This window comes from Arthrobacter sp. 2RAF6 (assembly GCF_052115205.1).
Taxonomy (GTDB): Bacteria; Actinomycetota; Actinomycetes; order Actinomycetales; family Micrococcaceae; genus Arthrobacter.
In genome coordinates this window covers 41,332-66,931 of the sequence record NZ_JBFRGF010000021.1, presented here as the reverse complement: position 1 = coordinate 66,931, position 25,600 = coordinate 41,332, and the positions used below count along the sequence as shown (strand labels likewise).

Here is a 25,600-nt window from a genome sequence, read left to right as displayed (position 1 = left end):
GGCTATCCCCAGCCGAGCTCGTGCAAGCGGTCGTCGCCGATGCCGAAGTGGTGGGCGATCTCATGGATCACGGTGATGGCCACCTCGTCGATTACCTCCTGGCGGGATCCGCAGATATCCAGGATCGGCTGCCGGAAAATAGTGATCCGGTCAGGGAGGGAACCGGCATCCCACCAAGAGTCCCGTTCTGTCAACGGCACGCCCTCGTACAGGCCCAGGAGTACCGTGTCCGGCTCGTCGCCAGGCTGCGGGATGTAGTCGTCCTCGATGAAGATGGCCACGTTGTCCATGGCCCGGGCCGCTTTGTCCGGGATCAGGAGCAAGGCATCGCTGACGGCGGCCTCGAAGTCTTCCGGCGACAACTCGAATGGAACGGTGTTGCCAACCCCACCGCCAGTACCAGGGAGCGGAGAGGAAATGCGCTGGCCGCCAGGGGAATCACCGTCGGGAACGATCGGCAGGCCGGGAGGTAAATTCGCGGGCATGTTCTGACTCTAGTCCGCGGCCCGGTCGTTGACGCCGGATGTGATGACAGCTACAGTTTTCCGGGCTGGTAATTCGTATAACCCAGTCCCAGGTCAAGCCCAGCCAGTCGTGCGGAACCTGTGACAAGCACCACCAGCGCCCCCAACAGACAGGCCAGCCCATGACCCGCCCCGGCAGCCGCTCCGGCACGACGATGAACGACGTCGCTGCCGCTGCCGGTGTTTCCCAGGCCACGGTTTCACTGGTGCTCAACGACGCCGCGGGAACCAGGTTTTCGGAGGAAACCCGGCGCAGGGTCCATGCTGCCGCCCACGAACTGGGGTACCGGACCAACGCCCACGCCAAAGTGCTCCGCGACGGCGTTGCCGGGATGATCGGCTTCGTCGGCGACTTCGTGGCCACAGCGCCATTCGCGGGCAAGATCATCGAGGGCGCCCAAGCCCGGGCTTGGGAGGCCGGGCTGCTCCTCCTGACTGTCAACACGGGCGGTGACAAAGCTCTCGAGGCCGCTTCGCTGGAGACCATGCTGTCCTACAAGGTGGCCGGAGTGGTCTACGCCGCCATGTACCACCGGGTACTTGACGTGCCGGACGTCCTGGCGGAGGTGCCCGCCGTCGTGCTCAATTCGCGCGACCGGTCCGGGCGCTTTCCTAGCATCGCCCCGCAAGAGGAGCTGGGTGGCTACACCGCCACCAAACGGCTGCTGGACGCCGGCCACCGGCGTATCGCGATGATCAACATCGGCGCGGTGGACGGTGAGCTTCCCGCCGCCGTCGGACGCCATACGGGCTATCTCCGGGCACTCAAGGAGGCTGGCGTACACCCCGACCCCGGGCTCCACCGCATCGGCGACGGGCATGAATCGGGCGGTTTCGACAATGCCCTCGCACTCATGTCCGGTCCGCAGCCACCCACCGCCATCTTCTGCGCCAATGACCGCACCGCCTGGGGTGCCTACCAAGCGCTGGCCCAGATCGGATTGTCCATCCCGCACGATGTGTCGCTGGTGGGTTTCGACAACCAGGAAACGCTCGCCCCGTACTTGCGGCCCGGGCTGACCACGCTGGAATTGCCCTTCCTTGGGATGGGCCGCCGCGCTGTCGAACTGCTGCTGGCCGGCGCGGAGCGTGACGGCAGTACCGAATACTTTGAATGTCCCCTCGTCGAACGCCATTCCGTGGCGGCGCCCTTGAAAATCACCAATAGCCACTGAAATTCACCAACCAACCAACGAACAGGAAACGCATGAACCACTCGCCCCTTGCGTCCGAGCCGCTCGACGTCGTCGTGGTCGGCGAAGCGCTCATCGACATCGTCAACTCGCCCGAAGGGCAGACCGAATACCCCGGCGGCTCGCCTGCGAACGTCGCCTACGGCCTCGGACGGCTCGACGTGAAGGCCGGGCTGCTGACCGCCGTCGGGCGTGACTCCCGGGGCGAGTCCATCGCGGCGCACCTGGCAAGCGCCGGTGTGGTTGTCCTGCCGGGCTCGCAATCGCTCGCGAAGACGGCGACGGCGACGGCGGAGATCGCCGCGGACGGTTCGGCCGAGTACACCTTCGACATCGAGTGGAAGCTGGGTCCCGCCGCACTCCCTTACGCCCCGAAGGTCCTCCACACGGGCTCGATCGCGACGTTCCTCGAACCCGGCGCCGCCGTCGTCAGGACCCTCCTGGAGCAGGCCCAGGGCGGGTGCATCGTCACGTACGACCCCAACATCCGCACCGATCTCCTGGGTAGCCACGCCGAGGCACTCCGCATTTTCGAGGAGCTCATACCGCTGACCAGCGTCGTGAAGCTCAGCGACGACGACGCGTTCTGGCTCTACCCGGGCAAGTCCCTGGAAGAAACGGCCAGGCACATCCTCGGCCTCGGTGCAGGCCTGGCCGTCGTCACGCGAGGCGCCCAAGGCTCCTTCATGGCGACGCCGCACACCCAGCTGACGGTTCCCGCAGTGACCTCGGTGGTGGCGGACACCATCGGCGCGGGCGATTCCTACATGTCGGCACTGATCCTCGGGCTGCTGCTGCGCGGCAGCCAAGGGCTTGCCCCCACGGTTCTCGAACGCATCGGGCAGACCGCCTCCATGGCCGCGTCCATTACCGTGGGGCGCCCGGGAGCGAACCCGCCCACGCACCGCGAGCTTCTCGCCGGGATGGCAAGGTAGCGACGGCCTCGCTAGCGGGACGTGATCCTAGCGGGAGCGGCGCCGCGTCAGCCCGACGCCCACGAGGCAGATGACGCCGCCCACGAGTCCCCAGATGGTGGGGATCTCGTTGAGGACCGCCCAGGAAATCAGAATCGTGGTGCCCGGGACCAGGTACGTCGTTGCGGCGAGTTTCCCGGCCTCGATGAGGGAGAGCGCGTAGGCCCACGTGGTGAAAGCGATGGCCGTGGGGAAGATCCCGAGATACACCAAGCCGAGAGTGGCCGGAAGGGGTGCGGCCTGCACTTCGGCGACCAGTCGGCCGGCCCACGGCAGGCAGCACACGGCGCCTACCATGATGCCAAACCAGGTGGCCTGTGCCGCGGAGAACTTGCGCAGCACAGGCTTCTGGACAATCACGCTCACCGCGGCGAGCACAGCGGCAAGGAGGCACAACAGCACTCCGGCGACGTCCGCCGTCGAGCGCTGTCCCGAACCGAGCGCGATCAGCGCAACGCCGCCGAACGCCACGAGGCTGCCGATAATCAGCCAGCGCGGAAAGCCTTCTTTCAGGATGACGCCGGCGAGGACGGCGATCAGGATCGGCGAAACATTGATGAGCATGGCGCTGGTTCCGGCATCGAGCATGTGCTCGGCGGCGTTCAGGGCCAGGTTGTAACCTGCGAACCACATGACACCGTAGGCCAGGATGGGCAGCCATTCGCGTCCTTTGGGCCAGCGCTTGAGCCTGGGCAGGGCGACAATGCCGAGCGCGACGGCGGCAACCACCAGCCGTCCGAGCGTCAAGGAGCCGGGGGAGAAGCTGGGCCCCACGGCCCGGATGCCCACGAAGGCGGATGCCCAGAGGACAACGGTGACGATGACGGCGGCGATGCCGAGCTTACTGATGGTCCGGGAGGTGGTGGTCGCCGGAGAGGTTGGTGTGCTTGTGGCCATGATGCCAATCTAGCCCGCGAGGGGCTGGACGGACTGGCGGAATTCGGACGTCTTTCAACAAGAAACCGCCAACTCTGACGCGGCGGATTTGAACGGTGGTTTGAGGCCGGTTTCCGTTCCTGGTTTGAGGCCGGTTTCCGGTCCGCGGGGCGCGATTTGGGAATATCCCCGACTATGCTCTAAAGTTTTAGAGTCCAGTTCGGACGAGCGAGAAGCGGTAAACGCATAGCGTTGTTGACCGTCGCGAATTCGGATTGTTCCAGGCCCCCATCGTCTAGCGGCCTAGGACACCGCCCTTTCACGGCGGCGGCACGGGTTCGAATCCCGTTGGGGGTACGCAGGGAACTGGTCAAGTCGGACTGAAAAGTCTGGTAGGCTGGAAGCCTTGAAAAAAGCGGTAGAGATACCGCGATCGTAGTAGAGATACTGCAAGCAAGGCCCTGTAGCGCAGTTGGTTAGCGCGCCGCCCTGTCACGGCGGAGGTCGCGGGTTCAAGTCCCGTCAGGGTCGCTCTGATTGCCGGAAGAAATTCCGGCAATCATGGTGACATTGTCACCTAAGGCTCTGTAGCTCAGTTGGTAGAGCGTTCGACTGAAAATCGAAAGGTCACCGGATCGACGCCGGTCGGAGCCACCACTGGGAAGCGCCAGTTCTTCGGAACTGGCGCTTTTCTTCTTTTAACCTTCAGGGGAAAAGCCCGGGGTTATTCGGTTTGTCCCTAAAAGGCGAACATTTCCGCGCACGCGCGTCATTTTCGTGCGTGCACGACGGATTCTGCCCAATCATTCGAATGGACAAACCCCGGCCCCCTGGAATCACACGGCTGGCAAGCTACGCGACCCGGAATGATCCAGCAGAATCCGACGACGTCGGTCGGCTTGTCTCCGCCTTGTCTTGGCCAAGCGCTAGGGTGGTACTCAAGAGAAGGGGAGGGCTAAATGGACCAGCAGGAAAGCTACACAGCGCCTGAACCGGAAGCCGTTGGGGCTCCGGTATCCGAGGACCGGCAAACGGTGGCGGGAAGTGGCCGCACAGTGATCTCGGATTCCGCTGTCGCCAAGGTCGCAGGCATTGCCGCCAGGGCTGTTCCTGGTGTCTATTCCCTCGGATCGGCCCCCTCTCGCGCCCTCGGAGCCATCCGAGATGCCGTCGGCAGCCAGGACCATGCTGCGGGTGTCCGCGCCGAGGTCGGAGAAACCCAAGTGGCCGTGGACCTCAATCTCGTGGCTGTCTATGGATACCCTTTGCATGATGTCGCCAACCAGGTCCGCGCGGCCGTCTATCAGGCGGTCGAATCGTTGGTGGGGCTGGAAGTCATCGAGGTCAACGTTGAGATCAACGACGTCTACGTTGCTCCGTCTGTCAAAGCCGGAACAAAAGGCGCCTTATCGGAAAGGGAGCCACTCCAGTGAACTTGACCGTTGTCGGTATCGGGATCGGCGCCTTCGTGGCGTTCATGGCCTTCCAATTCGGGCTGTGGGGTTTCATCATCGCCCTTCTCTTCATGGGCATCGGTGCACTTCTGGGCCGCGCCGCGGACGGAAAGCTTGACCTGCGCAGCGTGCTGGATGCCCTCACCGGCCGCCGTTCATCGTCATGAGTTCCACGGCTGAGGCTGTGCAGCCGGCCGTCTCCCTGGCTGGCCACAACCGGATCAGCACCCAGGCCCTCACCACTTTGGCCCAGGCGGCCGCTGCGGAAGCACTCGGTGTCTCGGCGCAGGATGTTCGCGCCGAATGGTCGGACGACGACGGTCTCCTGGCACTCTCGATTGCCGCCCCGATCCGCGTGCCCTCGCTGACGGAAGTCCTCAGGGACCCCCTGCGGGTAGAGGGATACGGCGGGACGGTTTGGGACCGGGCCATAGCTGCCAAGACGGCCATCCTTGAGCGTGTCACCGAGCTCAGCGGTTCCACCTTGAGCCGCGTGGATATCCGGATCAGCGGTGCACGGATCAGCGAAGGAGCTCGCGTCCAATGAGCCACGCCCAGACCCCGCACGCCCGGCGCAGCCACCCGGACACTGCGCACTTGCAGTCGACCGACGGCGAGGCCCCGGTCATCCAGACACCAGGAACCTCAGACGTCGGCGACCCGATCGACGTCGGACTTCAGCGCATCCTCAAGCGTGAGACCCGTTCCTCGCGCGCGGGAATGGCCGGGCTGGCCGCAGCCCTTGTGATTGCGGCCTGTGTCTACGCCCTCCTCGAATCCGCTTTGCGCGCCATTGGCCAACCACCGTGGCTCATCGATCCGCAGACAGCTGCCGAACGGCTCACGGCCCTGCCCGGAGGTATTTCGCCCTTGCTGCTTGGTTCCCTCGGCGGCGTCGTGGCCATGGTGGGCCTGATTTTCTTCTTGAACGCGGTCCTGCCCGGCAGAAAGTCCCGGCACTTGCTTGAGGACCCCCGGGCCGGAGTAGTCGTGGACGACGAAGTCATCGCTTCCGCACTGGCCAGAGCCGCCCGGACAGCAGCGAACGTCACCCAGGAGCAAGTCATGGTGGTGGTCTCGCAACGGCTGGTTGTGGTCAACGTCCGGCCCACCTCGGGCGTGCCGTTGCACGAGGAACGGATCCTTGCCGCCGTCGAGGACGAACTTCAAAAGATGGCCCCTTCGCCCATGCCTTCAGTCCGCGTCCATGTCGCTACGTCCGGGGTGATCGGGGCATGAACGGTACCCCGCACGTCCTCAACCGCATCCTGATCGGCATCCTTGGCCTGAAGCTGCTGGCCATCGGCATTCTCCTGGTCCTGCTCGCCACCGTTCCCGCCGTGGGAAGTTGGTGGCAAGGGTGGTCTGCCGGGCTCTGGGAACACGCCAAGTACCTCTCTGAGCAGACCCGCATTCCAGGTCGGGAGGAAAGCTGGCTCTGGGTTGCCGCAGCAGCGGTGCTGGTTGTGCTGATCGTGCTCATGGTGTCGTGGGTGTCGCAGCAGGGCAAAGGCCGCGCCAACCTCATCGTGTCGGAGTACGACGACGCGCGGACCCCTGGCGACGTCGACATCGGCGGGAACCTTGCCGAGCAGGCGCTCAAGGCGGCCCTCGCGGAACGTACGGATCTCGCGGGCGTAACGGTGGCAACCTACGAAGTCAACGGTCGTCCTGGGCTCCGGGTCAGGGTCCAGCCCCGTCAAGGCGTTTCCCCCCACCTGCTGGCCGCGGACATCTCCCGTCTGGTGGAGGCGCTGGACGTGGTGGTGGGGCGCAGGACTCCCGTCTTGATTCATATCGGGGCCGGCGCGCGGACCCGGTTCAGCAAGGCCGAGCGCGTTCGTTGAACGGACGCCAACCCCTATTAATCGGATGGCTACGTTACCTCCCGGGCGTTTTGCGTTGCAGAGCTGTCCGTGGGGCCATAGTTTGAAGGGTAGGGGGAACTCTTCCCTTTGGTTGGGCTTGCCCGGCCGGCACCGGACCTTGGGTCCGAGTCAAGCCGATGGACCAAACAACTTGGACCAGGAACAAGGAGAAAACCATGAGCGAAGAAACCAACAACATCAAGCAAAGCGCCGAAGCCGCAGCTGAACAGGCCAAGCACGTCGCAGTCGACGCCGCGGAGCACGTCAAGGAATTTGCCGGCGAGGCTGTCGGTAACGCGAAAGAATTCGCCGGAGACGCCGCGGAGCACGTCAAGGAGTTCCTCTCGGGTGACGTGGCAGAGAAAGCCAAGGATGTTGCCGGGAACGCCAAGGAAATCGCGGGGGACGTGGCCGAGAACGCCAAGGGCTTCGGCTCCAAGATCGCCGGTTTCTTCAAGGGCGGCAAGTAGGCTCACGCCATTACGGCGCTTTCCTGACCCTTTTTGGCTACAGAACGGGGCCGACACGCACAACTTGCTGCGTGTCGGCCCCGTTTGCGTGTCAGAGAAGGTCGGGAAGCGAAGACCCTACTTCGCCATGAGGTACGCCCCGCTATTCGGGACAATCGAAGTCCCGCCTGAGCCGCCATCGCTGGAGAGTTCCACCCGGAACCCGGCCGGCACGGGGAGCGCTGTGGTGCCCATGTTGACCACCACCAGCACGTCCCGGTTGTGGAAGGCAAGGACTCCGTTGGCGGGATCGTGCTCCTCAGCCCACTGGAACGTGCCCGAGCCCAGGAGGTGGGCCCGGCGGAATGCCAGGACGGAGCGGTACAGCTCCAGGGTGGAGCCCCCGACGCCGGCCTGGACGTCCGCAGCCAGCTCGCCGAATGCTTCGGGCTGGGGCAGCCACGGTACCGCAGGCGCTTCGCTCGCAGTGGCCGCGGGCGCTTTGCCAGCAGCACCGGCGCCGCCCGTACCAGACGATGCGGCTTCCGAGAATCCGAAGCCGGGCTCGGCGGATTTCCAGGGCAACGGTACGCGGCACCCATCGCGGCCGCGCTCCACACCCTTGGTCCGGAAGAATGAGGGGTCTTGGCGCGCTTCGGCCGGCAGGGACGTGTGCTCCGGTAGGCCGAGTTCCTCACCCTGGTACAAGTAGGCCGAGCCGGGCAGGGCGAAAGACACCATGGAAGCTGCCCGTGCCCGCGACAGGCCCAGACCGGCGTCGGGCTGTTCGTCTTCCGCCGAGATTCCCTTGGGGAAGGTGGTGGGATCTGCCAGCCCAAAGCGGCTGGGGTGCCGGACGGTGTCGTGGTTGCTCAGGACCCAGGTGGAGGGCGCCTCGACGGATCCCGCCGCGTCCAGCGAAGATTCGATTGCCTCCGCCATGCGCTCCGCGTCCCAGCCTGCCAAGAGGAAATCGAAGTTGAAGGCCTGTTGCATTTCATCCTTGCGGACGTATCGGGCCAACCGCTCTGCAGGCTCGACCCAGGCCTCGGCAACCAGCATGCGGTCGCCGTCGTACTCGGCGAGGACTCTGTGCCATTCGCGGTAGATCTCGTGGACGCCGTCCTGGTCGAAGAAGGGCGACGGTGGGTCCAGCGGCGGCTTGACTTTGTGTTCGACGGCGGTCGCTGCGGCCGCCCCTGCGGGCCCGGCTACGGCAGCGACGTGGGGGTGTGCCGTGTGCGGTTCGACGGCTTCGCTGTGGGCGCCCGGCGCGGATGAACCACCTTCGACCATGGCTGCCTCGCCCTCCCAGTCCGGCAAGCCGGCTTCTTTGACCAGGCCGTGGGCAACATCCACCCGGAAGCCGTCAACTCCGCGGTCCAGCCAGAAGCGCAGTACCGAATGCATCTCTTCGTGGACTTCGGGGTTCTCCCAGTTGAGATCGGGCTGCTTCGTATCGAAAAGGTGCAGGTACCACTCGCCGGGAGTGCCGTCGTCGTTCGTTAGGCGCGTCCACGCGGGGCCACCGAAGATGGATTTCCAGTTGTTCGGGGCCAGGTCCCCGGCCCCGGAGCCCGGTTTGGAGTCTTTGCCGGGGTGGAACATGTAGCGCTCGCGTTCAGGGGAGCCCGGGGCGGCGGCGAGGGCTTCGCGGAACCAGGCATGCTCGTCCGAGGTGTGGTTGGGCACGAGGTCGACGATCACCTTGATACCCAGGCTGTGGGCCTTCTCCAGCATGGCGTCGAAGTCATCCAAGGTGCCGAAGAGGGGATCCACGGCCCGGTAGTCCGCTACGTCATATCCAGCATCAGTCTGCGGCGACTTGTAGAACGGGGAGAGCCACACGGCATCCACGCCCAACGTTTGCAGATAGGGCAGTTTCGCGGTGACCCCGGCAAGGTCGCCCATCCCATCGCCGTTGGCGTCGGCGAACGAGCGGGGATAAATCTGATAGACGACGGCGCTTGCCCACCACGCGGAATTGCTGGAACCGGGGGTTGGGATCGGGGAGTGCGGCACTGGATTCCTCTCGATGACTTATTTTTGTGTAAACGCTTGCATTACTACCCGGAAGCTTACTAATGTGAGGCTCACCACATCAACCGCACTGCGGAAATACCTGGTCCACTCACTGAGGAGTTCCCAGCATGAACACACGCAAGTACCTTTTGCCGGCCGCTGTTGCCGGCGTGCTAGCCATGTCCCTGTCCGCCTGTGGTGGCGGCGGTGGCGGCAGCACAGCCTCAAGCGGCGGAGATGCCGCAGCGAACCTCGACGGACGCGGTCCAATCACCTACGTCCAGGGCAAGGACAACAGCAACGTTGTCCGCCCGCTCGTCGATAAGTGGAATGCGGCGCACCCGGACCAGAAGGTCACTTTCAAGGAGCAGTCCGACCAGGCGGACCAGCAACACGACGATTTGGTCCAGAACTTCCAGGCCAAGAACGTCAATTACGACGTCGTTGACGTGGACGTCATCTGGACCGCTGAGTTTGCCGCGAAGGGTTGGCTGCAGCCGCTCACGGACAAGATGAGCATCGATACCTCCAAGATGCTGCCTGCGACGGTCAAGACGGCAACATACAACAACACGCTCTTCGCGGCACCCCAGACCTCGGACGGCGGCATCCTCTACTACCGCAAGGACTTGGTGCCCACCCCGCCCAAGACCTGGGACGAGATGATGAGCATGTGCTCCATCGCGAAGTCGAACGGCATCGACTGCTACGCCGGCCAGATGGCCAAGTATGAAGGCCTCACCGTGAACGCTGCTGAAGCCATCAACTCGGCAGGCGGCACGATCGTTGGAGACGACGGCAAGTCCACCGTGACCTCCGCGGCGGCCAAGGCTGGCCTCAACAACCTGGTCACCGCCTACAAGAACGGAAACATCCCCACGCAGGGCGTGACCTACCAGGAAGAACAGGGCCGGCAGTCCTTCGAAGACGGCAAGCTCCTCTTCCTGCGCAACTGGCCCTACGTCTACAACCTGGCCAAGACGGACGGCTCATCCAAGGTGAAGGACACCTTCGGCATGGCTCCGCTCCCGGGTAAGAGCGGCCCCGGTGCCTCTTCCCTCGGCGGACACAACCTCGCAGTCAGCGTCTACTCGGCGCACAAGGCAACGGCCAAGGACTTCCTGACCTTCATGACCAGTGAAGAGACTGAAAAGTTCTACGCAACGCAGGGCTCGCTCGCCCCGGTGCTCGGTTCCTTGTACGACGATCCGACCCTGGTCCAGCAGCTGCCGTACCTTCCGGTGCTGAAGACCTCGATCCAGAACGCCGTGCCGCGCCCGGTCACACCGTTCTACCCGGCAGTCACCAAGGCCATCCAGGACAACGCCTACGCTGCCATCAAGGGTGACAAGTCCGTCGATCAGGCAATGACGGATATGGACACGGCCATCAACTCGGCCAGCCAATAGCGACACCTCCAGTGAACCTCGGGCGGCTGGCGCTTCAAGCGTACGGTCGCCCGAGGGGCACGCTATCAATTTCCGGAAGGAGGGGAAATGTCCACCCTTGCGCAGCCCAAACGGGCGCCAGAGACACCAAGCCCCAAAACCAAAAAAGTTCAAAAAGAAGTAGGACAGGACCGGGCGGCCACGTCTCAAGGCCGGTGGGCGTTCTGGTTGATTTCCCCCGCCTTGGTATTGCTTGCCGTTGTCATCGTGTATCCGGTGGTCAACGCGATTATCATGGCGTTCCAGAAGGACCAGGGCCTGGATCCGGTGACCAAGGTCTTCGTCCAGGGCGGACCCGCCGGCTTCGATAACTTTGTCCACTGGTTGGCCCAGCAGTGTGGCTCAGCTGCCTGTGCACCCGGCACACTTGGCGCCCAATTCTGGAGCGCCGTTGGAACGACGTTCTTCTTCACGGCGGTCACCGTTGTGTTGGAGACTGTTCTCGGGTTCTGGATGGCCGTCATCATGGCCCGGACTTTCCGCGGCCGCAGCGCCCTTCGTGCTGCTGTCCTGGTTCCGTGGGCCATTCCAACTGCCGTGACCGCGAAGTTGTGGTTCTTCATCTTCGCTTTCGACGGAATCGCCAACAAGCTCTTTGGCACGGCAATCCTGTGGACGGGCAGCGAGTGGCCAGCCCGTTGGGCGATCATCATTTCAGACGTTTGGAAGACGACGCCGTTCATGGCCTTGCTGATCTTGGCTGGCCTGCAAATCATTCCGGCGGAAGTGTACGAAGCCGCCAAGGTCGACGGTGCCTCGGCATGGCAGCGTTTCACCCAGATCACCTTGCCGCTGGTGAAGCCGGCGCTCATGGTGGCCGTCCTGTTCCGTGTCCTTGACGCACTGCGCATGTATGACCTCCCGGCCATCATGACCCAGGGCTCGAACGGCACAACAACGTTGTCCATCCTGGTGGTTGACCAGATCCGTCAGGGATTCAACTCAGCAGCGGCCTTGTCCACCATCACCTTCTTGATCATCTTCCTCGTTGCGTTCATCTTCGTTCGCTTCCTGGGAGCCAACGCAGTCGCCTCAGCCACACCCAAGACCACCAAGGGGCAGGAAAAATGACCGCCGTGAGCATTGACTCCGCGCCCAAGACAGCTGCCCGACGGCGGGAACGCTGGGCGAGCGGGCGCACCTACATCAGCGCAGCCCTCATCTTCATCTGGTGCTTGATTCCCTTCTACTGGATGATCGTGACCGCATTCCGCGACGTTGGATATACCTTCGATTCGACGCCTTTCTTCACCCACGTCACCTGGGACAACTTCAACACGGTGTTCTCTGAAAGCCTGGGCAACCACTTCGGCCGGAACCTCTTGAACTCGCTCTTCGTCGCAGGGGTAACCACCGTAGTTGCCCTGCTTTTCGGGGTGTTCGCGGCGTACGCCTTGTCCAGGCTTGAATTCCGCTTCAAGTTCCTGGTCCTCGGCTTTGTCCTCGGGGCATCCATGTTCCCGGGCGTAGCCTTGGTGACGCCGTTGTTCCAGCTGTTCACCAACATCGGCTGGTACGGCACATATCAGGCGCTGATCATTCCGAACATCTCGTTTGTGCTCCCTCTGACGGTTTACACCTTGACGTCCTTCTTCCGGGAAATGCCGTGGGAGCTGGAAGAATCAGCTCGAATTGATGGCTGCACGCAGGGCCAGGCATTCCGCAAGGTGATCATGCCGCTTGCTGCGCCAGCTGTTTTCACCACTGCAATCCTGGCGTTCATCGCTTCGTGGAATGAGTTCCTCATCGCGAGCCAGCTGTCCAATGACCAGACCAAGACCGTCACGGTGGCTATCGCCTACTTCGCCGGTGCCCAGGCCCACCAGGAGCCGTACACCGCGGTCATGGCAGCCGGCACGGTTGTGACGATTCCGCTGGTGATCCTCGTGCTGATCTTCCAGCGCAAGATCGTGGCGGGCCTGACAGCCGGCGCTGTCAAATGACGCAAACTCCGGATTCGGCCGGGCCGTCCCTCGGCGGCCCGGCCAAGGAGCAGCACTCGCGAGTGAAATCGGCGGAAGATTTCGACCTCGTGATAGGTTTCCTCGGCTTTTGGGCCTTGGTCCTGCTGGTCATCACCGTCGCCGCCGAGCTCGCGGCCCAGCCCGCACTGGGCTGGGCCCTGGGCCTCCTGGCAGTCTTGCTGGCACTGTGGGGGATGCTTCGGCTTCGCCGGCGGCTCCCGGCGCGGACATCCAGGCGCATCACGTGAGCAGCGAGCGGAAATAAGTAGCGCGGAATCGGCGGAGGGCAACCTGGCGGAATACGCTGGTTATCTGCCGTCTGGGAAGGAACCCCCGGCTTCCGCACGGATTCTTTGAGGGGGCTTGAGTGGCAAAAACTAGTGAACGGTCCCAGCGTGGCGGCCACGCAGGAGCCAGCATCGAAGACGTTGCACAGGCCGCAGGCGTTTCCACCGCCACCGTTTCCCGCGCAGTGCGCGGCCTTCCCCGGGTGTCTCCTGCCACCCGGGAAAAGATCCTCCGGGTTGCCGGAGAACTCGGGTATGTGGCGTCGTCGTCCGCTTCGGGACTGGCCACAGGCCGCACCAGGACGATCGGTGTCCTGGCCCCTTACGTGGACCGTTGGTTCTTCTTCAAGGCGATCGAGGGCGTAGACCGCGAGCTCCATGCTCGCGGCTACAACCTCTCCCTGTTCAACTTGGGCGGGCAGCGCGGAGCGCGGGAACGGCTCTTCAGCAAGACGATGGTCTACAAGCAGATCGATGCACTCCTGGTCCTCTGTATGTCCCTGACTCCCGAGGAAATCGCCGATCTCCAAAGGATCGAAATCCCCTTGGTGATTGTCGGCGGTCCGGTGGAGGATTGCCCCAGCATCGGGATCGACGATTACGCCGCCTCGGTGGAAGCAACCATGCATCTGTTGAACCTCGGCCACCGCGAGATCGCGCTGCTCCACGGCCAGGACGATTCCGACCTGAACTTCACCGTGCCGCGACTCCGGGTTGACGGCTTCACGGATGCCATGACGAGCGCTGGCTTCTCCATGCCTCCGGAATGGGACATTTTCGGAAACTTCACCGTGGGCAGCGGCCAGGAAGCCTTCGACGAGCTCTGGAGCAAGCCCGGACCCAAACCGACGGCGATCTTCTGTGCTTCCGATGAAATGGCCATGGGCGCCATGTTGCAGGCGAGGCGCCGCGGCGTCCGCGTACCGGAAGACTTGTCCATCATCGGCATTGACAACCATGAATTCGCCGAGGCCATGGGCCTGACAACGGTGGCCCAGGACCCCGTTGAACAAGGCCAACTGGGCACGCGCATGTTGTTGGACGAATTGGCCGGGGCCGCAGGTTCCGTGCGGTCCATGAAAGCACCGCACCGGCTCATCGTGCGTGAAACCACCGCACCGCCTCGCCCCAGGGACTAGTTCGGCCCAGGAACTAGGAAGCCCAGAAGCTAGGAAGCCCGGGCCAACTGCCTGATGGGGATCCAGCGTGAAGCCAGCCTGCGATAAGCCGCAGCCGCTCCTGTCATGTCCCCCTCGGCCAGGCACTCGATGCCGAGCCTGACATCCATGGGCGACTCGTCCGGGTACACCTTGTCCGCCACCGCGCCGTAGTCCAGCTCGACCATTGACTGCACATGGAACAACTCGAGCCACTCGGTGAGCTGGGTGAGGTCGTCCAGCATGTCCAGGTCCGGGGCGGCGAGGGCGAGGTTGGCAACGGCAAAACGTGCGCGGTCCAAGGCATCCGTCAGGGAGGCCCAGACCCTGACGGTCAGGATGCGGCCGCCGGATTCCACGACATCCTTGCGGTCCGATTCCTGGAACAGAGAGAACCAGCTGAAGGGGATGCCCCAGGTGGAGGCCCTTGTGTGCACGCGTTTCGCGTCGTGGCTGGCGTTGATGCGGTCGATGCGTGCCTGGTGCCGGTCGCGTTGGTCCACGGGGATGAGCAGGTCCGCGAGCGGTCCGTGGATACCTTCCATGAGGGCGTTGGCCGCCAATCCTGCCCGGATGACCAGTTGGCTGGGGCAGTAAAGCAGCCGCCCGGCGTCGGGGTCGCTCCGGTCTCCGGAAGGAACCCGCGTGATGCGGACCAGATCGGTGCTGCCGGTGGGGAAAGGGTCCCCGCCCTTGCGGGTGACCCGTCCGAGGGAAGCGAGCAGCTCGGCGTTTTCGACGGCGGCCCGCGAACCGCTGCGGGTACCGCTCGCCACGAGCTGCAGCCGCTGGTCCTCGGGGAACGCCTCGAGCGGTTCGTACACGCGCAACGCTGAAGAGAAGGGCAGCCCTGCCTGGCTCCCGTATAGCTTTCCGCTCATTGCGGGCCCGCCTCCTCCGTTAATTGTTGCTGCTCAGTCCGTAAGCTCCACGATCACGGGAGCGTGGTCCGAGGCGCCCTTGCCCTTGCGTTCCTCGCGGTCGATTGAGGCCCCGGTGACGCGGGCGGCCAGCGCGGGGGAGGCCATGACGAAGTCGATGCGCATGCCCTCCTTCTTGGGGAACCGCAGTTGCGTGTAGTCCCAATAGGTGTAGACGCCGGGACCCGGGGTGTAAGCGCGGGCGACGTCGGTGAAGCCGGCCGCTTCGAACGCCCGGAAGGCCTCGCGTTCGGGTTCGCTGACGTGGGTGAGCGCGTTTGACCGGAAGTAGTCGATGTCCCAGACATCCTCGTCCAGCGGCGCGATGTTCCAGTCGCCCATGAGAGCCACTGGGGTCTCGGGGTTCTCCGTGATCCACCCGGCGGCGTGGCCCTTCAGGGTGTCCAGCCACTTGAGCTTGTACGGCATGTGTTCGTCGTCCAGGGAACGGCCGTTGGGAACGTACAGGCTCCACACCCGGACCCCGCCACATGTTGCGGCAATGGCGCGGGCTTCCTGGACAGGATCCTTGCCGGCTTTTCCGAAGGCCGGCTGGTCAACAAAGGTGCGCTCAACGTCGTCGAGCCCTACACGCGAGGCGATCGCGACGCCGTTCCATTGGCTCAGGCCGAAGTGGGCAACCTCGTAGCCCATGCGCTCGAAGAGCTCCCACGGGAAGTTGTCGTCCTTGCACTTGGTTTCCTGCATGGCCAGGACGTCGCAGTCACTGCGCTGCAGCCAAGCCTCGACGCGGTCGGCACGTGCGCGGAGCGAATTCACATTCCAGGTAGCTATCTTCACAGCCACTAACTTACCGAACTTGGGCCCTGGCGCATCCCCCTGGGGTGGATTGCTACCGCGGGGACTAGTGGGCGAGCATCACCGAAGAAGAGGCGCGCCTGCGGAGCTTGATGCCGGAGGCGATCAACAGAACACCGCTGACCGCGGCGTATGTCGCGAGCAGCGCCACCACGCCCAGGAATCCGGCTCCGGGATTGACGAGCACGAAAAGCCCAAACAAAGTAGTGACCAACGCTGTCAGCATCCAGATCCACCAAGCCCTGACCGTCGTCCTGGTGTCCATGGCAAGGATGATTTGCGAAATGCCGAGGACCAGGGCCCATGCTCCTATCAGGACGCCCAGTGCCGCAGCGGTGATGCCCGGCCACGAAACGGCCACGAGGCCGGTCGCGACGGAGATGAAGCCGCCAATCATGCTCCAGCGGGAATGGCGCGCAGGATCGTAGAAGTAGTGGGCCATATTGGTAAGTCCGTCGGTGATGGCGAAGACGCCGAACACGTAGACGAGGGCAAACACCGTGGCGACCGGCAGGGAAGCGACCAGGAAGGCCAAGAGAAGGGCCAAGGCTCCCCGGAAGATGAGCGCCGTTCCTGAATGCTGAAACAACTTGCGTCCTGCGGTGTCGGACATAGTGCCACTTTAATCCAATGCCATTCAATGCGACATAGGAACGCGTGATTGATTTGCTCAGGACGGGCGGGGCTTCCCCTTCAGATGGCGGTGCAGGAAGGAGCTCACCCGCCAGGCGAATTCCTGCGGGTCGGATGCGGGGCCTTGTGGCGCATGCCGGGCGGGTTGAGCCACCGGGCTCAACCCAAGATCCACGGCGGCTTTGGAGGCCCGTAGTGATGCGGCCGAAAGACCGTCCCAGCGGGTGAGGAGTTCTCCTAGTGCCGCGTCGACGTCGTCGTCATCTACAACTGTGGTGATGAGGCCGATTTCGTTGGCTTCCTGCGCGGTGAGCAGCCGTCCGCCGTAGAGCAGGTCTTTGGTCCTCGACGGGCCGATCCGCAGCGACATTCGGTTGGCGAAGGTCGCCGGCACCAGCAGGCCCAGTCGGGCGATGGGCATGCCGATTTTGGCGGAGTGGTTCATGAGTTGAAGGTCGCAGGCCAGTGCGAGTTGGCATCCTGCCCCGGTTGCGAAGCCTTCCACTGCGGCGACGGTGGGGACGGGAAGATCTTCGATGGCTTGCAGGGCTGCTTCCATGCCGGCGAAGCTGGCGCTGACAGTGTGGGGGGAGGTGCCTTCCCATTCCCGCAGGTCCGAGCCGGAACAGAACACGCCCCCCCGGCCCCTGACGACAACGGCTTTGAGCGCTTCGTGTTCTGCCAGTGAGGTGGCGGCGCGTTCCAGGGTTTCCCATTCCTGCTGTCCGAGGGCGTTGAAGCGTTGGCCTGTTCCGATGGTCAGGGTCGCCACGGACCCGGAGTCGTCGAGGGTCATGGTATCCAGCTCTGCCGGGCTTGGTGAGGTCATTGGACTGCACCGGCCTCGCGCAGGGAGGCAATGCGGTTTGTGTTGAAGCCAAGGCCGGACAGGATGTCATCCGTGTGCTGGCCCAGCAGGGGTGGGGCGGTCCTGATGGAGGCGGGGGTGCGGGTGAGCCGGACCGGACAGCCGACCATTTTCAGTGCCCCGACGGTGGGGTGCTGCAGTTCGGCCACCATGCCTCGTGCGATGACCTGGGGGTCTTTGAGGGCTTGATCGACGGTCTGGATGGGGCCGACTGGTACGCCGGCCAGGTCGAGGGCCTGTACCCATTCGTCGGTGGTCCGGGTGAGCATGATCTCCTCGAGGAGGGGGATGAGGGTGGTGCGGTGCGCGACCCTGGACGGGTTGCTCGCGAACCGCTCGTCGGCGGCCAGATCTTCGCGGTTCAGGGCGGTGGTGAAGCGTCTCCATAATCCGTCGTTTCCCACGGCGACCATCACGAACCCGTCGGCGGTGGCAAATGCCTGGTACGGGGCGATGGTGGGGTGCGCTGAACCGTAGCGTTTGGGTGTCTCGCCGCTGGCGAAGTATCCGCTGGAAACATACGTCAGCCAGGAGACGGAGCCGTCGAGCAGGCTGATGTCGACCCACTGGCCGGCCCCGGTGCGCTTTTTCTCGTGCAGTGCGGCCAGGATGCCGATGGTCGCCCACATGCCGGCGACGAGATCGGCGCTGCTGACGCCGACCCTGACCGGCGGGCCGTCTGCTTCGCCGGTCACGCTCATGATGCCGCTTCGGGCCTGGGCGATCGCGTCGTAACCGGCACGCAGGGCATCCGGGCCGGTCTGTCCGTAGCCGCTGATGGACGCGTAAACGAGCCCCGGGTTCTGCGCGGACAGTTCTTCGTAGCCCAGGCCCAGGCGGGCCGCCGTGCCGGGGCGGAAATTCTCCACCAGCACATCCGCTTTCAGAGCCAGTTGGCGTACGGCGGCCAGGCCTTCGGCTGATTTCAGGTCAACGGCAAGACTGCGCTTGTTGCGGTTGACGGAGAGGAAGTAGGCCGCTTCTTCGCCTTGGAAGGGCGGGCCCCACTGGCGGGTGTCATCGCCCTGGCCGGGCTGTTCGATTTTGATCACGTCAGCGCCGAGGTCCGCCAGGGTCATGGTGGCGAAGGGTCCAGAGAGTATCCGGGTCAGGTCCAGCACCAACAGATCCTGCAGGGCTCCGCCGGACACCTCCTCGGAGGGTGCCGTGAGGGGGAGCAGGTCCGCGGCTGGTTCCCGAGGACCGGCACTGCGGGCAGTCGTATCCTGCATGCTTTCTTTTTGGATGCTCATACGGTTTTTCCTACGGCTTTCGGGGTTGTGGCGGCCAGGGCGTGCGCGGCCTTGGGCAGCAGGATCAGGGCGGCCATGCTGATGACGGTGCAGATGATGATGTAGATGGAGATGGCTGTGGAGTTCCCGTAGTGCTCCAGAAGGGCGGCGGCAATCAGGGGTGCCGGGCCGCCGGCAACGACGCTGGCGAGCTGGTAGCCCATGCCCGCACCCGTGTAGCGGATGTCTGGATCGAAACTCTCCGCAATCAGTGCTGCCTGTGGCCCGTACTGGATATCGTGCAGGAGCAGGCTCACGATCACGGCCACCCCGACCAGAAGCGCGTTGCCGGTGTTGAGCAGCCCGAAGTACGGGAAAGCGAACAGCGCGGTCAGGACAATGCCGGTCCCGTACACCCGGCGGCGGCCGAAGCGGTCCGAGAGCCGCCCGAACACGGGAATGCTGATCAGTCCCAGTGCGGCCGCGATCAGGGTGTCGTCCAAAATGGAGTTGCTGTTCAATTTCAACTGCTTCGTGGCGTAGGTGAGCACGAAGGTGATGAACAGGTAGAACGGCGCCTGCTCGGACGTCCGCAGCAGGGCCGAGAGCAGGATCTGCTTCGGCTGACGCCTGATGGCTTCCAATACCGGGTTCTTGAGAACCTTCTTGGACAGGCGGACAGCCTCGAATTCCGGGCTCTCAACAACGCGCAGCCGGACAAAGAGGCCGACGCCGATCAGCACAATGCTCAGAATGAAGGGAATCCGCCAACCGAAAGCGGCAAATCCTTCTGTGCCCGTGACTGCCGAGGTGAGACGCACAACTCCCGTGGACAGAACAAGGCCGAGCGGCACCCCGATCTGCGGCCAGGACGCGGACAGGCCCCGTTTCTGCTGGCTTCCCCATTCCATGCTGAGCAGGACGGATCCGCCCCATTCCCCGCCGACGCCGATGCCCTGGATGATCCGCAGCAGAACCAGCAGGACGGGAGCGGCGACACCGATGCCCTGATACGTGGGAAGGATGCCGATCAGTACCGTGCCGAAGGCCATCAGGAACAGCGTTGCCATCAGGGTGGTCTTACGGCCGATACGGTCACCGAAGTGGCCGAAGATCGCAGCCCCGACCGGACGGGCCACGAAGCCGACAAACTGGGTGCCGAAGGCCGCCAGAATACCCGCAAAGGCGGACTGGCCCGGAAAGAACAACTGCGGAAAAACCAGGGCAGCCGCAGTTCCGTAAAGGAAAAAGTCGTACCACTCGATTGTTGTTCCAACCACGCTGGCCACGGTGGCACGCCGTACGGCCTGCTCCCGGGTTACTTGTTGAAAAGTCATCATCACTCCATTGGTCTGATGTTCCGGACGTCGTGTCCGGTCGGGGTATTTGCGGTTGCGGCCAGGCGCCTAAGAATCTGATGTGATGTCGATGAAAGGATCACTGGACTAGCCTCTAGTACAGTGAGTGACCTTGTCAATACTCCTCCGTGTATTCTTATAACCCAGAGAACGATGTGAGGAGGCATACGTGCGCGAGACTGCACCATCTGACCCATTGGCGCGTGTTTCCAGGCCCCGCCTGTACGAACAGCTCGTGACGCAACTCCTTGGTTACATCGAGTCCGCCCAGCTGGGGCCGGGTGATCTGTTGCCGGCCGAACGCGATCTGGCAGAGCGGCTCGGAGTATCCAGGGCCACACTGGTCCAGGCACTCGTGGCACTGGAGGTTCTGGGCGTCATCGACGTGCAACATGGCACCGGCGCCGTCCTCGTATACCGGCCCAGCATTGCCACGGTGATCAAAAGCCTCAGGGAACACAGAAACAGGCTTCCCGAGATCGTCGAGGCCCGAAGCACCCTCGAAGTGAAACTCGCCGGCCTCGCCGCGGTCAGGCGCACCGAGGCCGAAATGGAGGCGATCGACTCTGCGCTGCAGGTGATGGCCGATGAGATTGCCGACGGAGGCAAAGGCCTGCACGGCGACGAACTCTTCCACCAGGCGGTCACGGCTGCGGCACATTCATCAGTCATGGCGCAGCTCATGACCTTCATCGCGGAAATGATCCTCGAAACACGCCTGGAATCCCTGGGACAGCCGGGACGGCCCGAGCAATCGCTCGCGTCCCACCGCAAGATAGCAGACGCGATCCGGGCCCAGGACCCGGAAGCAGCAGCGGAAGCCATGCTGACGCACATCGAGCTTGTCTCCGACGTCGAACTACTGAAGTGACATTCGGCTGACAGCAGGCATCCACCTTCCCCGACCTTCTTTGGCCACAAAAACAGGGGGCGACGCGCCTATCATTCGGCGTGTCGCCCCCTGTTGCGATTCAAGGAAGGTCAGGAACGGCGGGGCCTCTAAATGGCCTCCAGCACGCTCACGTAGTTCGCGATGCCAACTCCGCCCATGTTCTGCACGGCTCCGCGGCGGGCGTTGGGCAGTTGCATGGCTCCCGCGGTGCCCGTGAGCTGCATGGCCGCGATGACGTGCTGCGATACGCCTGTTGCGCCCACGGGGTGGCCCTTGGCCTTGAGTCCGCCCGACACATTGATCGGCAGCTTCCCGTCCTTGTAGACCCAGCCTTCCTGCACCGCCCGGGATCCCTCGCCGCGCGGCGTCAGTCCCATGGCCTCGTACATGATCAGTTCGGCGATCGTGAAGCAATCGTGCACCTCAGCGAAGTCCAGGCGCTCGATCCCGACGCCGGCCATCCCCAGCGCGCGCTCCCAGGAGACCCGCGTGGCGGCGAACTCCGTGGGGTCGCGGCGCTCTGCCGGGAGGAAGTCGTTCGCATGCCCGAATCCCGCAAACCGTACCGGGTCCGTAGCAGCGCCCGACGCCGGGCCGAGGGAGAGCACGACGGCGGCGGCGCCGTCGGACACGGGGGAGCAGTCGGTGCGGCGCAGCGGTTCGGCAACCATGGGATTTTTCTCGGAAACCGTCCGGCAGAACTCCTCGCCGAAGTCCCTGTGCATCTGCGCGTAGGGGTTGTCCATGCCGTTGTGGTGGTTCTTGGCGGCGATGGAACCGAGGATGTCGCCCAGGCCGCCGGCTAAACCAGAGCCTTCGATGCCAGAACCAGGAATGCCAGTTCCGTAGCGCTTTTCGTAGTGCTTGGCCACCTCGGCGAACAGCCCCGTGAAACCGGTAGTGGAGGCCTTGCCCGCCATTTCGTAGGAGGCCCCGAGCAGGGCCGCTCCTACGACGTCGGCTCCCGCGTCGGTCATCTTTTCGGCCCCGATCACCAGGACGTTGCGGGCAGTGCCGGCCAAGACGGCCTTCACACCCTGTTGGAATGCTGCGGAACCGGAAGCGCAGGCGTTTTCGGTTCTCGTTGCGGGCACATTGGCAAGATCCTCAGACAGCTGGAGGGCCAGCGAGGACGTGAATCCCAGGGGCTGCATGCCTGAGTTGAACTGGCCGAGGTAGATCTCGTCGATGTCCCGTGGCTCGAGGCCCGAGTTCCGGACGGCCTCCGTGGACACCTGGACGATCAAGGACTCCAGCGTCTCGTCCGTGAGTTTGCCGAACTTGCTGTGTCCCCATCCGGTGAGGAGGACATCTTTGCCGAACTGGTCTTTCAGGCTCATGCCAGTGTTCCTTCCAATGCAGGGGTGGTTTCCAATGCGACGTCGAATGCTGCCTCGGTCTTCTCGCGGAGCTCCTCCACGGTGACCCCGGGGGCGAGGCGGGTCAGCGTGAGCTGCCGCCCGCCGTCTGTTTCTTGTACGTTCCGCACAAGATCGAACACCGCGAGGTCGCTGACAATGCGGTCCACGCAGCTGAGGCCTGTCAGCGGCAGTGTGCATTCCCGGACGATCTTGGCGCTCCCGTCCTTGGCATTGTGCTCAGTGAGGACCACGACGCGCGGGGTGCCGGCGACCAGGTCCATGGCGCCGCCCATGCCCTTGACCATCTTTCCCGGAATGGTCCAGTTGGCGAGGTCGCCGTTGCCGGAAACCTGCATGGCGCCGAGGATGGCAACCTTGACGTGTCCGCCGCGGATCATGCCGAAAGACGTCGCGGAGTCGAAGATGCTGCCGCCGGGCAGGACCGTGACGGTCTGCTTGCCGGCGTTGATCAGGTCGGCGTCTTCCTCCCCTTCATGAGGGAAGGGCCCCATGCCGAGCAGTCCGTTCTCGCTCTGCAGGACAACCCGTACGCCGTCGGGCAGGTGGTTGGCAACAAGGGTGGGAATGCCGATGCCGAGGTTGACGTAATCGCCGTCGTTGAGTTCCTGGGCCGCAATGGCGGCCATTTCGTCGCGGGTCCATGCCATGGGTGGTGCTCCTTCGCTGGTGGGTGCTTAGACGGTCAGGGCTTCAGCGCGGGGCCGGACTGTGCGCTGCTCAATGTCCTTGGTCCGGCCGCTTGCCTGGACCAGCCGTTGGACGTAGACCCCGGGTGTCACGATGTGGTTGGGGTCCAATTCGCCGGGCTCCACGATCACTTCGGCCTCCGCGATGGTCACGATTCCCGCCGTCGCCACCACGGGGTTGAAGTTCCGGGCCGTATAGCGGTAGATCAGGTTGCCGTCCGTGTCCGCGGTGTGCGCGTGGACCAGCGCGACGTCGGCGACGATCCCGCGCTCGCGGACGTACGTGACGCCGTCGAACTCTTCGAGCGGCTTGCCCGCGGCAACCAGGGTTCCGACACCGGTCCGCGTGTAGAAGGCGGGGATGCCGGCACCCCCGGCGCGGAGGCGCTCGGCCAGGGTGCCCTGGGGAGCGAATTCGACCTCGAGCCGGCCGGAGAGGTACTGCTCAGCGAAGAGTCTATTTTCTCCGACGTAGGAAGCGATAACCTTGCGGACCTGGCCCGTTTCGATGAGGACGCCAAGGCCCTTGCCGTCAATGCCCATGTTGTTGGAGACCACGGTCAGGTCCTTGACGCCCGAATCGCGGACGGCGTCGATCAGGTCGGCGGGGATGCCGCTGAGCCCGAAACCTCCGACGGCGAGGGTCTGGCCGTCGCGCAGGACGTCCTGTAGTGCGACGGCTGCGCTGGGCTGGATTTTGGCCATGGCTTTTGTCCTCGTCTTTGAGTAGGGTCGCTCAGCGGCTATCCACTTTGTGGACACGGGACTGAGCTAACGGTCTGAAAAGGAGCTTAAGGTGGCCCGGTGCGGAGGGTCAATGGCGTGGCATGACCACTAGCGCAGAACTCGCACAGTGTGGACGCTAGTCTTGGAAGTGTCCACATTGTGGAGGATATCTTTGAGAGGAGATCGGATTGCCGACGCAGCAACCGCAAATCAAGCCGGTCCAAGGCGCCCAAGTCGTGGCTCGGGTCGCCGCACTCCTCCGGCTCGTGGGACGCAAACCGGAGGGCATGTCCATCGCCGGCCTGGTCCGCGAGTCCGGACTGACCCGCCCGACGGTGCACCGCTTGCTCGCGTCCCTCGCCGCCGAGGGCCTGCTGGACCACGACCAGCGGACCGGCAACTGGATCCTGGGGCCCGAGATTTTCCTGTTGGGGTCGGTGGCGGCGGCGCGGTTCCCGTTTGAGGACCTGGCCCGGCCCAGCCTGCGCCGCCTGGCCGAGGAGAGCGGGGAAAGTGCCTTCTATTCCATTCGTCGTGGCCACGAAACCGTGTGCGTGCTCCGCGAAGAAGGCAGCTTCCCCGTGCGCTCCTTCGTCTTGCACGAGGGCGTCAGGTTCCCGCTCGGAGTGGCGTCGGCCGGCACGGCAATCATGGCGTTCCTGCCGGATGAAGAACAAGAAGTGATCCTGTCCGGCTGGGAACGGCATGCGGGGGACTTCGCAACTGGCCACACGGAGAGCGTGGTGCGCCGGAACCTTGTGCAGACCCGAATGACCGGGTACTCGGTGAATCCCGGTCTGGTCCTCGAAGGCAGCTGGGGGATGGCGGCTGCCGTCTTCGACCAACTGGGCCGGCCAGTCGGCGCTTTATCCCTCACGGGCATCGAGCCGCGATTCCGTCCTGAACGCCAGGAATTCCTCGGCAAGTTGCTCATGGAAGAAGCCCACCGCATGAGCTCCGCAAGAACCGACCACCTTTGAGCCGCAACGTCGGAACGAATGCCGCCATCCGGCGTCGGAGGCTCCCAAAAGTGGTCAGTCCTTGAGGGGTATCCACATTAAGTTTTGAAATTCACCCATCCCTGCAGCCCGCACCTCCGAATAGCTGGCATAAGGACTCAGCCCGCAAGGGTGAAGTGCTTTCACGCCGGAATCAACTGGCACCGAATGTCAGTCCGTTTGAAGGAGAAATGTCATGCTTTCTACAAAGCGCACGTCTTTTGCGATCGCCGGCCTCGCCGCTTCCGCACTGCTGGGCCTCACGGCTTGTGGCGGCTCCGCCTCAACGGCTACACCGTCGTCGGCGGCTCCGGGCTCGTCGTCCACGATGGCGGCGGCCCCCTCCGCCTCGGCAAGCGCCGCGATGGACCCGACTAAAGACCTCGTCGGCCCGGGCTGCGCAGGTTACGCCTCCCAGGTTCCCAGCGGTGCAGGTTCTGTTGCCGGCATGGCTCTCGACCCCGTAGCCGTGGCCGCTTCCAACAATCCGTTGCTCAAGACCCTCACGGCCGCTGTGTCCGGCAAGCTGAACCCCAAGGTGAATCTGGTGGACACGCTGAACAGCAGCCAGTTCACCGTCTTCGCTCCTGTGGACAGCGCCTTCGCAAAGATCCCCGCTGCCACCATCGACAGCCTCAAGACCGACGACGCTCTCCTGAGCAAGATCCTCACCTACCACGTCATCCCCGGCCAGCTGACCCCGGACCAGATCGTGGGCACCCACAAGACGGTTGAAGGCGACTCGGTGACCGTTACGGGAACCAAAGATGCACTGAAAGTTGACGGAGGCTCCGCCGTGATCTGCGGTGGCGTCCACACGGCCAACGCGACGGTGTACCTGGTTGACAGCGTCCTGATGCCGAAATAGAT

General features: G+C 63.9%; 28 protein-coding genes and 3 tRNA genes. 19 read left to right on the top strand and 12 right to left on the bottom strand.

Annotation, left to right across the window (positions count from 1 at the left end; all coding sequences use genetic code 11):
* Nucleotides 1–2 precede the first annotated feature (2 nt).
* Entirely contained in the window at nucleotides 3–485 is a 483-nt protein-coding gene (locus tag AB4Z38_RS15580; protein ID WP_441430537.1) for a metallopeptidase family protein, read from the bottom strand.
* Nucleotides 486–646: 161 nt separating this feature from the next.
* Between AB4Z38_RS15580 and AB4Z38_RS15575 the strand changes: the two genes are divergently transcribed.
* Both AB4Z38_RS15575 and AB4Z38_RS15570 read left to right on the top strand, forming a co-directional pair.
* Nucleotides 647–1,699: a LacI family DNA-binding transcriptional regulator gene (locus AB4Z38_RS15575; RefSeq protein ID WP_441430536.1), complete on the top strand. Its 1,053-nt coding sequence runs from the start codon at nucleotides 647–649 to the stop codon at nucleotides 1,697–1,699.
* A gap of 32 nt (nucleotides 1,700–1,731) precedes the next feature.
* Nucleotides 1,732–2,652 carry a carbohydrate kinase family protein gene (locus AB4Z38_RS15570; RefSeq protein WP_441430535.1) on the top strand — a complete coding sequence of 307 codons (921 nt, stop codon included), beginning with the start codon at nucleotides 1,732–1,734 and terminating at the stop codon, nucleotides 2,650–2,652.
* A gap of 27 nt (nucleotides 2,653–2,679) precedes the next feature.
* Here the strand turns inward: AB4Z38_RS15570 and AB4Z38_RS15565 are convergent, their stop codons facing one another.
* Nucleotides 2,680–3,588 (bottom strand): DMT family transporter, encoded by a 909-nt coding sequence (locus AB4Z38_RS15565; protein WP_441430534.1) that lies wholly within the window; start codon nucleotides 3,586–3,588, stop codon nucleotides 2,680–2,682.
* Between the two features lie 263 nt (nucleotides 3,589–3,851).
* Here AB4Z38_RS15565 and AB4Z38_RS15560 point away from each other — a divergent pair.
* From AB4Z38_RS15560 to AB4Z38_RS15520, 9 genes are all read left to right on the top strand, one after another.
* A tRNA-Glu gene (locus AB4Z38_RS15560) sits at nucleotides 3,852–3,924 on the top strand.
* Nucleotides 3,925–4,024: 100 nt separating this feature from the next.
* Nucleotides 4,025–4,098: transfer RNA gene (locus AB4Z38_RS15555), tRNA-Asp, on the top strand.
* A 50-nt stretch (nucleotides 4,099–4,148) separates the two neighbouring features.
* A tRNA-Phe gene (locus AB4Z38_RS15550) sits at nucleotides 4,149–4,224 on the top strand.
* A 302-nt stretch (nucleotides 4,225–4,526) separates the two neighbouring features.
* Entirely contained in the window at nucleotides 4,527–5,000 is a 474-nt protein-coding gene (locus AB4Z38_RS15545) for an Asp23/Gls24 family envelope stress response protein (protein ID WP_441430533.1), read from the top strand.
* A complete protein-coding gene (locus AB4Z38_RS15540) occupies nucleotides 4,997–5,188 on the top strand; it encodes a DUF2273 domain-containing protein (protein ID WP_059388473.1) in 192 nt (63 codons plus the stop codon). Before AB4Z38_RS15545 ends, AB4Z38_RS15540 begins: the two co-directional genes overlap by 4 nt.
* Nucleotides 5,185–5,568 (top strand): hypothetical protein, encoded by a 384-nt coding sequence (locus AB4Z38_RS15535; RefSeq protein WP_441430532.1) that lies wholly within the window; start codon nucleotides 5,185–5,187, stop codon nucleotides 5,566–5,568. Before AB4Z38_RS15540 ends, AB4Z38_RS15535 begins: the two co-directional genes overlap by 4 nt.
* Nucleotides 5,565–6,260 (top strand): DUF6286 domain-containing protein, encoded by a 696-nt coding sequence (locus tag AB4Z38_RS15530; RefSeq protein ID WP_441430531.1) that lies wholly within the window; start codon nucleotides 5,565–5,567, stop codon nucleotides 6,258–6,260. The genes AB4Z38_RS15535 and AB4Z38_RS15530 overlap by 4 nt, the downstream gene beginning before the upstream one ends.
* Nucleotides 6,257–6,868 (top strand): hypothetical protein, encoded by a 612-nt coding sequence (locus AB4Z38_RS15525; protein WP_441430530.1) that lies wholly within the window; start codon nucleotides 6,257–6,259, stop codon nucleotides 6,866–6,868. Before AB4Z38_RS15530 ends, AB4Z38_RS15525 begins: the two co-directional genes overlap by 4 nt.
* Before the next feature lie 197 nt (nucleotides 6,869–7,065).
* Nucleotides 7,066–7,359, top strand: a complete 294-nt coding sequence (locus AB4Z38_RS15520) for a hypothetical protein (RefSeq protein WP_441430529.1) — start codon at nucleotides 7,066–7,068, stop codon at nucleotides 7,357–7,359.
* A 117-nt stretch (nucleotides 7,360–7,476) separates the two neighbouring features.
* Here the strand turns inward: AB4Z38_RS15520 and AB4Z38_RS15515 are convergent, their stop codons facing one another.
* On the bottom strand, nucleotides 7,477–9,360 hold the full coding sequence (locus tag AB4Z38_RS15515) for an alpha-amylase family glycosyl hydrolase (protein ID WP_441430528.1): 1,884 nt from the start codon (nucleotides 9,358–9,360) through the stop codon (nucleotides 7,477–7,479).
* 128 nt (nucleotides 9,361–9,488) lie between these two features.
* Between AB4Z38_RS15515 and AB4Z38_RS15510 the strand changes: the two genes are divergently transcribed.
* The 5 genes from AB4Z38_RS15510 (at nucleotide 9,489) to AB4Z38_RS15490 (ending at nucleotide 14,198) form a co-directional block, all read left to right on the top strand.
* On the top strand, nucleotides 9,489–10,769 hold the full coding sequence (locus tag AB4Z38_RS15510) for an ABC transporter substrate-binding protein (protein WP_441430527.1): 1,281 nt from the start codon (nucleotides 9,489–9,491) through the stop codon (nucleotides 10,767–10,769).
* A gap of 87 nt (nucleotides 10,770–10,856) precedes the next feature.
* Complete coding sequence (locus AB4Z38_RS15505; protein ID WP_234752745.1) at nucleotides 10,857–11,879, top strand: carbohydrate ABC transporter permease; 1,023 nt, start codon at nucleotides 10,857–10,859, stop codon at nucleotides 11,877–11,879.
* Nucleotides 11,876–12,751 carry a carbohydrate ABC transporter permease gene (locus tag AB4Z38_RS15500; protein WP_441430526.1) on the top strand — a complete coding sequence of 292 codons (876 nt, stop codon included), beginning with the start codon at nucleotides 11,876–11,878 and terminating at the stop codon, nucleotides 12,749–12,751. The genes AB4Z38_RS15505 and AB4Z38_RS15500 overlap by 4 nt, the downstream gene beginning before the upstream one ends.
* The gene (locus AB4Z38_RS15495) at nucleotides 12,748–13,020 is read left to right on the top strand and encodes a hypothetical protein (RefSeq protein ID WP_441430525.1); all 273 of its coding nucleotides are present in this window, start codon (nucleotides 12,748–12,750) and stop codon (nucleotides 13,018–13,020) included. The genes AB4Z38_RS15500 and AB4Z38_RS15495 overlap by 4 nt, the downstream gene beginning before the upstream one ends.
* Before the next feature lie 119 nt (nucleotides 13,021–13,139).
* The gene (locus AB4Z38_RS15490; RefSeq protein WP_441430524.1) at nucleotides 13,140–14,198 is read left to right on the top strand and encodes a LacI family DNA-binding transcriptional regulator; all 1,059 of its coding nucleotides are present in this window, start codon (nucleotides 13,140–13,142) and stop codon (nucleotides 14,196–14,198) included.
* Between the two features lie 29 nt (nucleotides 14,199–14,227).
* On the opposite strand, the gene AB4Z38_RS15485 is transcribed toward AB4Z38_RS15490, so the two are convergent.
* From AB4Z38_RS15485 to AB4Z38_RS15460, 6 genes are all read right to left on the bottom strand, one after another.
* Complete coding sequence (locus AB4Z38_RS15485; RefSeq protein ID WP_441430523.1) at nucleotides 14,228–15,097, bottom strand: hypothetical protein; 870 nt, start codon at nucleotides 15,095–15,097, stop codon at nucleotides 14,228–14,230.
* Nucleotides 15,098–15,130: 33 nt separating this feature from the next.
* Nucleotides 15,131–15,937, bottom strand: a complete 807-nt coding sequence (locus AB4Z38_RS15480; protein WP_441430522.1) for an exodeoxyribonuclease III — start codon at nucleotides 15,935–15,937, stop codon at nucleotides 15,131–15,133.
* Nucleotides 15,938–16,001: 64 nt separating this feature from the next.
* Nucleotides 16,002–16,568 carry an HdeD family acid-resistance protein gene (locus AB4Z38_RS15475; RefSeq protein ID WP_441430521.1) on the bottom strand — a complete coding sequence of 189 codons (567 nt, stop codon included), beginning with the start codon at nucleotides 16,566–16,568 and terminating at the stop codon, nucleotides 16,002–16,004.
* A 57-nt stretch (nucleotides 16,569–16,625) separates the two neighbouring features.
* Nucleotides 16,626–17,417, bottom strand: a complete 792-nt coding sequence (locus AB4Z38_RS15470) for an enoyl-CoA hydratase/isomerase family protein (RefSeq protein WP_441430520.1) — start codon at nucleotides 17,415–17,417, stop codon at nucleotides 16,626–16,628.
* Complete coding sequence (locus AB4Z38_RS15465; protein WP_441430519.1) at nucleotides 17,414–18,709, bottom strand: CaiB/BaiF CoA transferase family protein; 1,296 nt, start codon at nucleotides 18,707–18,709, stop codon at nucleotides 17,414–17,416. The genes AB4Z38_RS15470 and AB4Z38_RS15465 overlap by 4 nt, the downstream gene beginning before the upstream one ends.
* On the bottom strand, nucleotides 18,706–20,025 hold the full coding sequence (locus AB4Z38_RS15460) for an MFS transporter (RefSeq protein ID WP_441430518.1): 1,320 nt from the start codon (nucleotides 20,023–20,025) through the stop codon (nucleotides 18,706–18,708). Before AB4Z38_RS15460 ends, AB4Z38_RS15465 begins: the two co-directional genes overlap by 4 nt.
* Nucleotides 20,026–20,215: 190 nt before the next feature.
* On the opposite strand from AB4Z38_RS15460, the gene AB4Z38_RS15455 reads away from it, so the two are divergent.
* Entirely contained in the window at nucleotides 20,216–20,917 is a 702-nt protein-coding gene (locus tag AB4Z38_RS15455) for a FadR/GntR family transcriptional regulator (protein WP_441412867.1), read from the top strand.
* A gap of 128 nt (nucleotides 20,918–21,045) precedes the next feature.
* On the opposite strand, the gene AB4Z38_RS15450 is transcribed toward AB4Z38_RS15455, so the two are convergent.
* The 3 genes from AB4Z38_RS15450 to AB4Z38_RS15440 are packed head-to-tail and all read right to left on the bottom strand — an operon-like array spanning nucleotide 21,046 to nucleotide 23,711.
* On the bottom strand, nucleotides 21,046–22,278 hold the full coding sequence (locus AB4Z38_RS15450; protein WP_441430517.1) for an acetyl-CoA acetyltransferase: 1,233 nt from the start codon (nucleotides 22,276–22,278) through the stop codon (nucleotides 21,046–21,048).
* The gene (locus tag AB4Z38_RS15445; RefSeq protein ID WP_441430516.1) at nucleotides 22,275–22,967 is read right to left on the bottom strand and encodes a CoA transferase subunit B; all 693 of its coding nucleotides are present in this window, start codon (nucleotides 22,965–22,967) and stop codon (nucleotides 22,275–22,277) included. Before AB4Z38_RS15445 ends, AB4Z38_RS15450 begins: the two co-directional genes overlap by 4 nt.
* Before the next feature lie 27 nt (nucleotides 22,968–22,994).
* On the bottom strand, nucleotides 22,995–23,711 hold the full coding sequence (locus AB4Z38_RS15440) for a CoA transferase subunit A (RefSeq protein WP_441430515.1): 717 nt from the start codon (nucleotides 23,709–23,711) through the stop codon (nucleotides 22,995–22,997).
* Nucleotides 23,712–23,920: 209 nt separating this feature from the next.
* Between AB4Z38_RS15440 and AB4Z38_RS15435 the strand changes: the two genes are divergently transcribed.
* Both AB4Z38_RS15435 and AB4Z38_RS15430 read left to right on the top strand, forming a co-directional pair.
* Nucleotides 23,921–24,712 (top strand): IclR family transcriptional regulator, encoded by a 792-nt coding sequence (locus AB4Z38_RS15435; RefSeq protein WP_441430514.1) that lies wholly within the window; start codon nucleotides 23,921–23,923, stop codon nucleotides 24,710–24,712.
* A gap of 214 nt (nucleotides 24,713–24,926) precedes the next feature.
* A complete protein-coding gene (locus tag AB4Z38_RS15430) occupies nucleotides 24,927–25,598 on the top strand; it encodes a fasciclin domain-containing protein (RefSeq protein ID WP_441430513.1) in 672 nt (223 codons plus the stop codon).
* The last annotated feature ends 2 nt before the right edge of the window (nucleotides 25,599–25,600 follow it).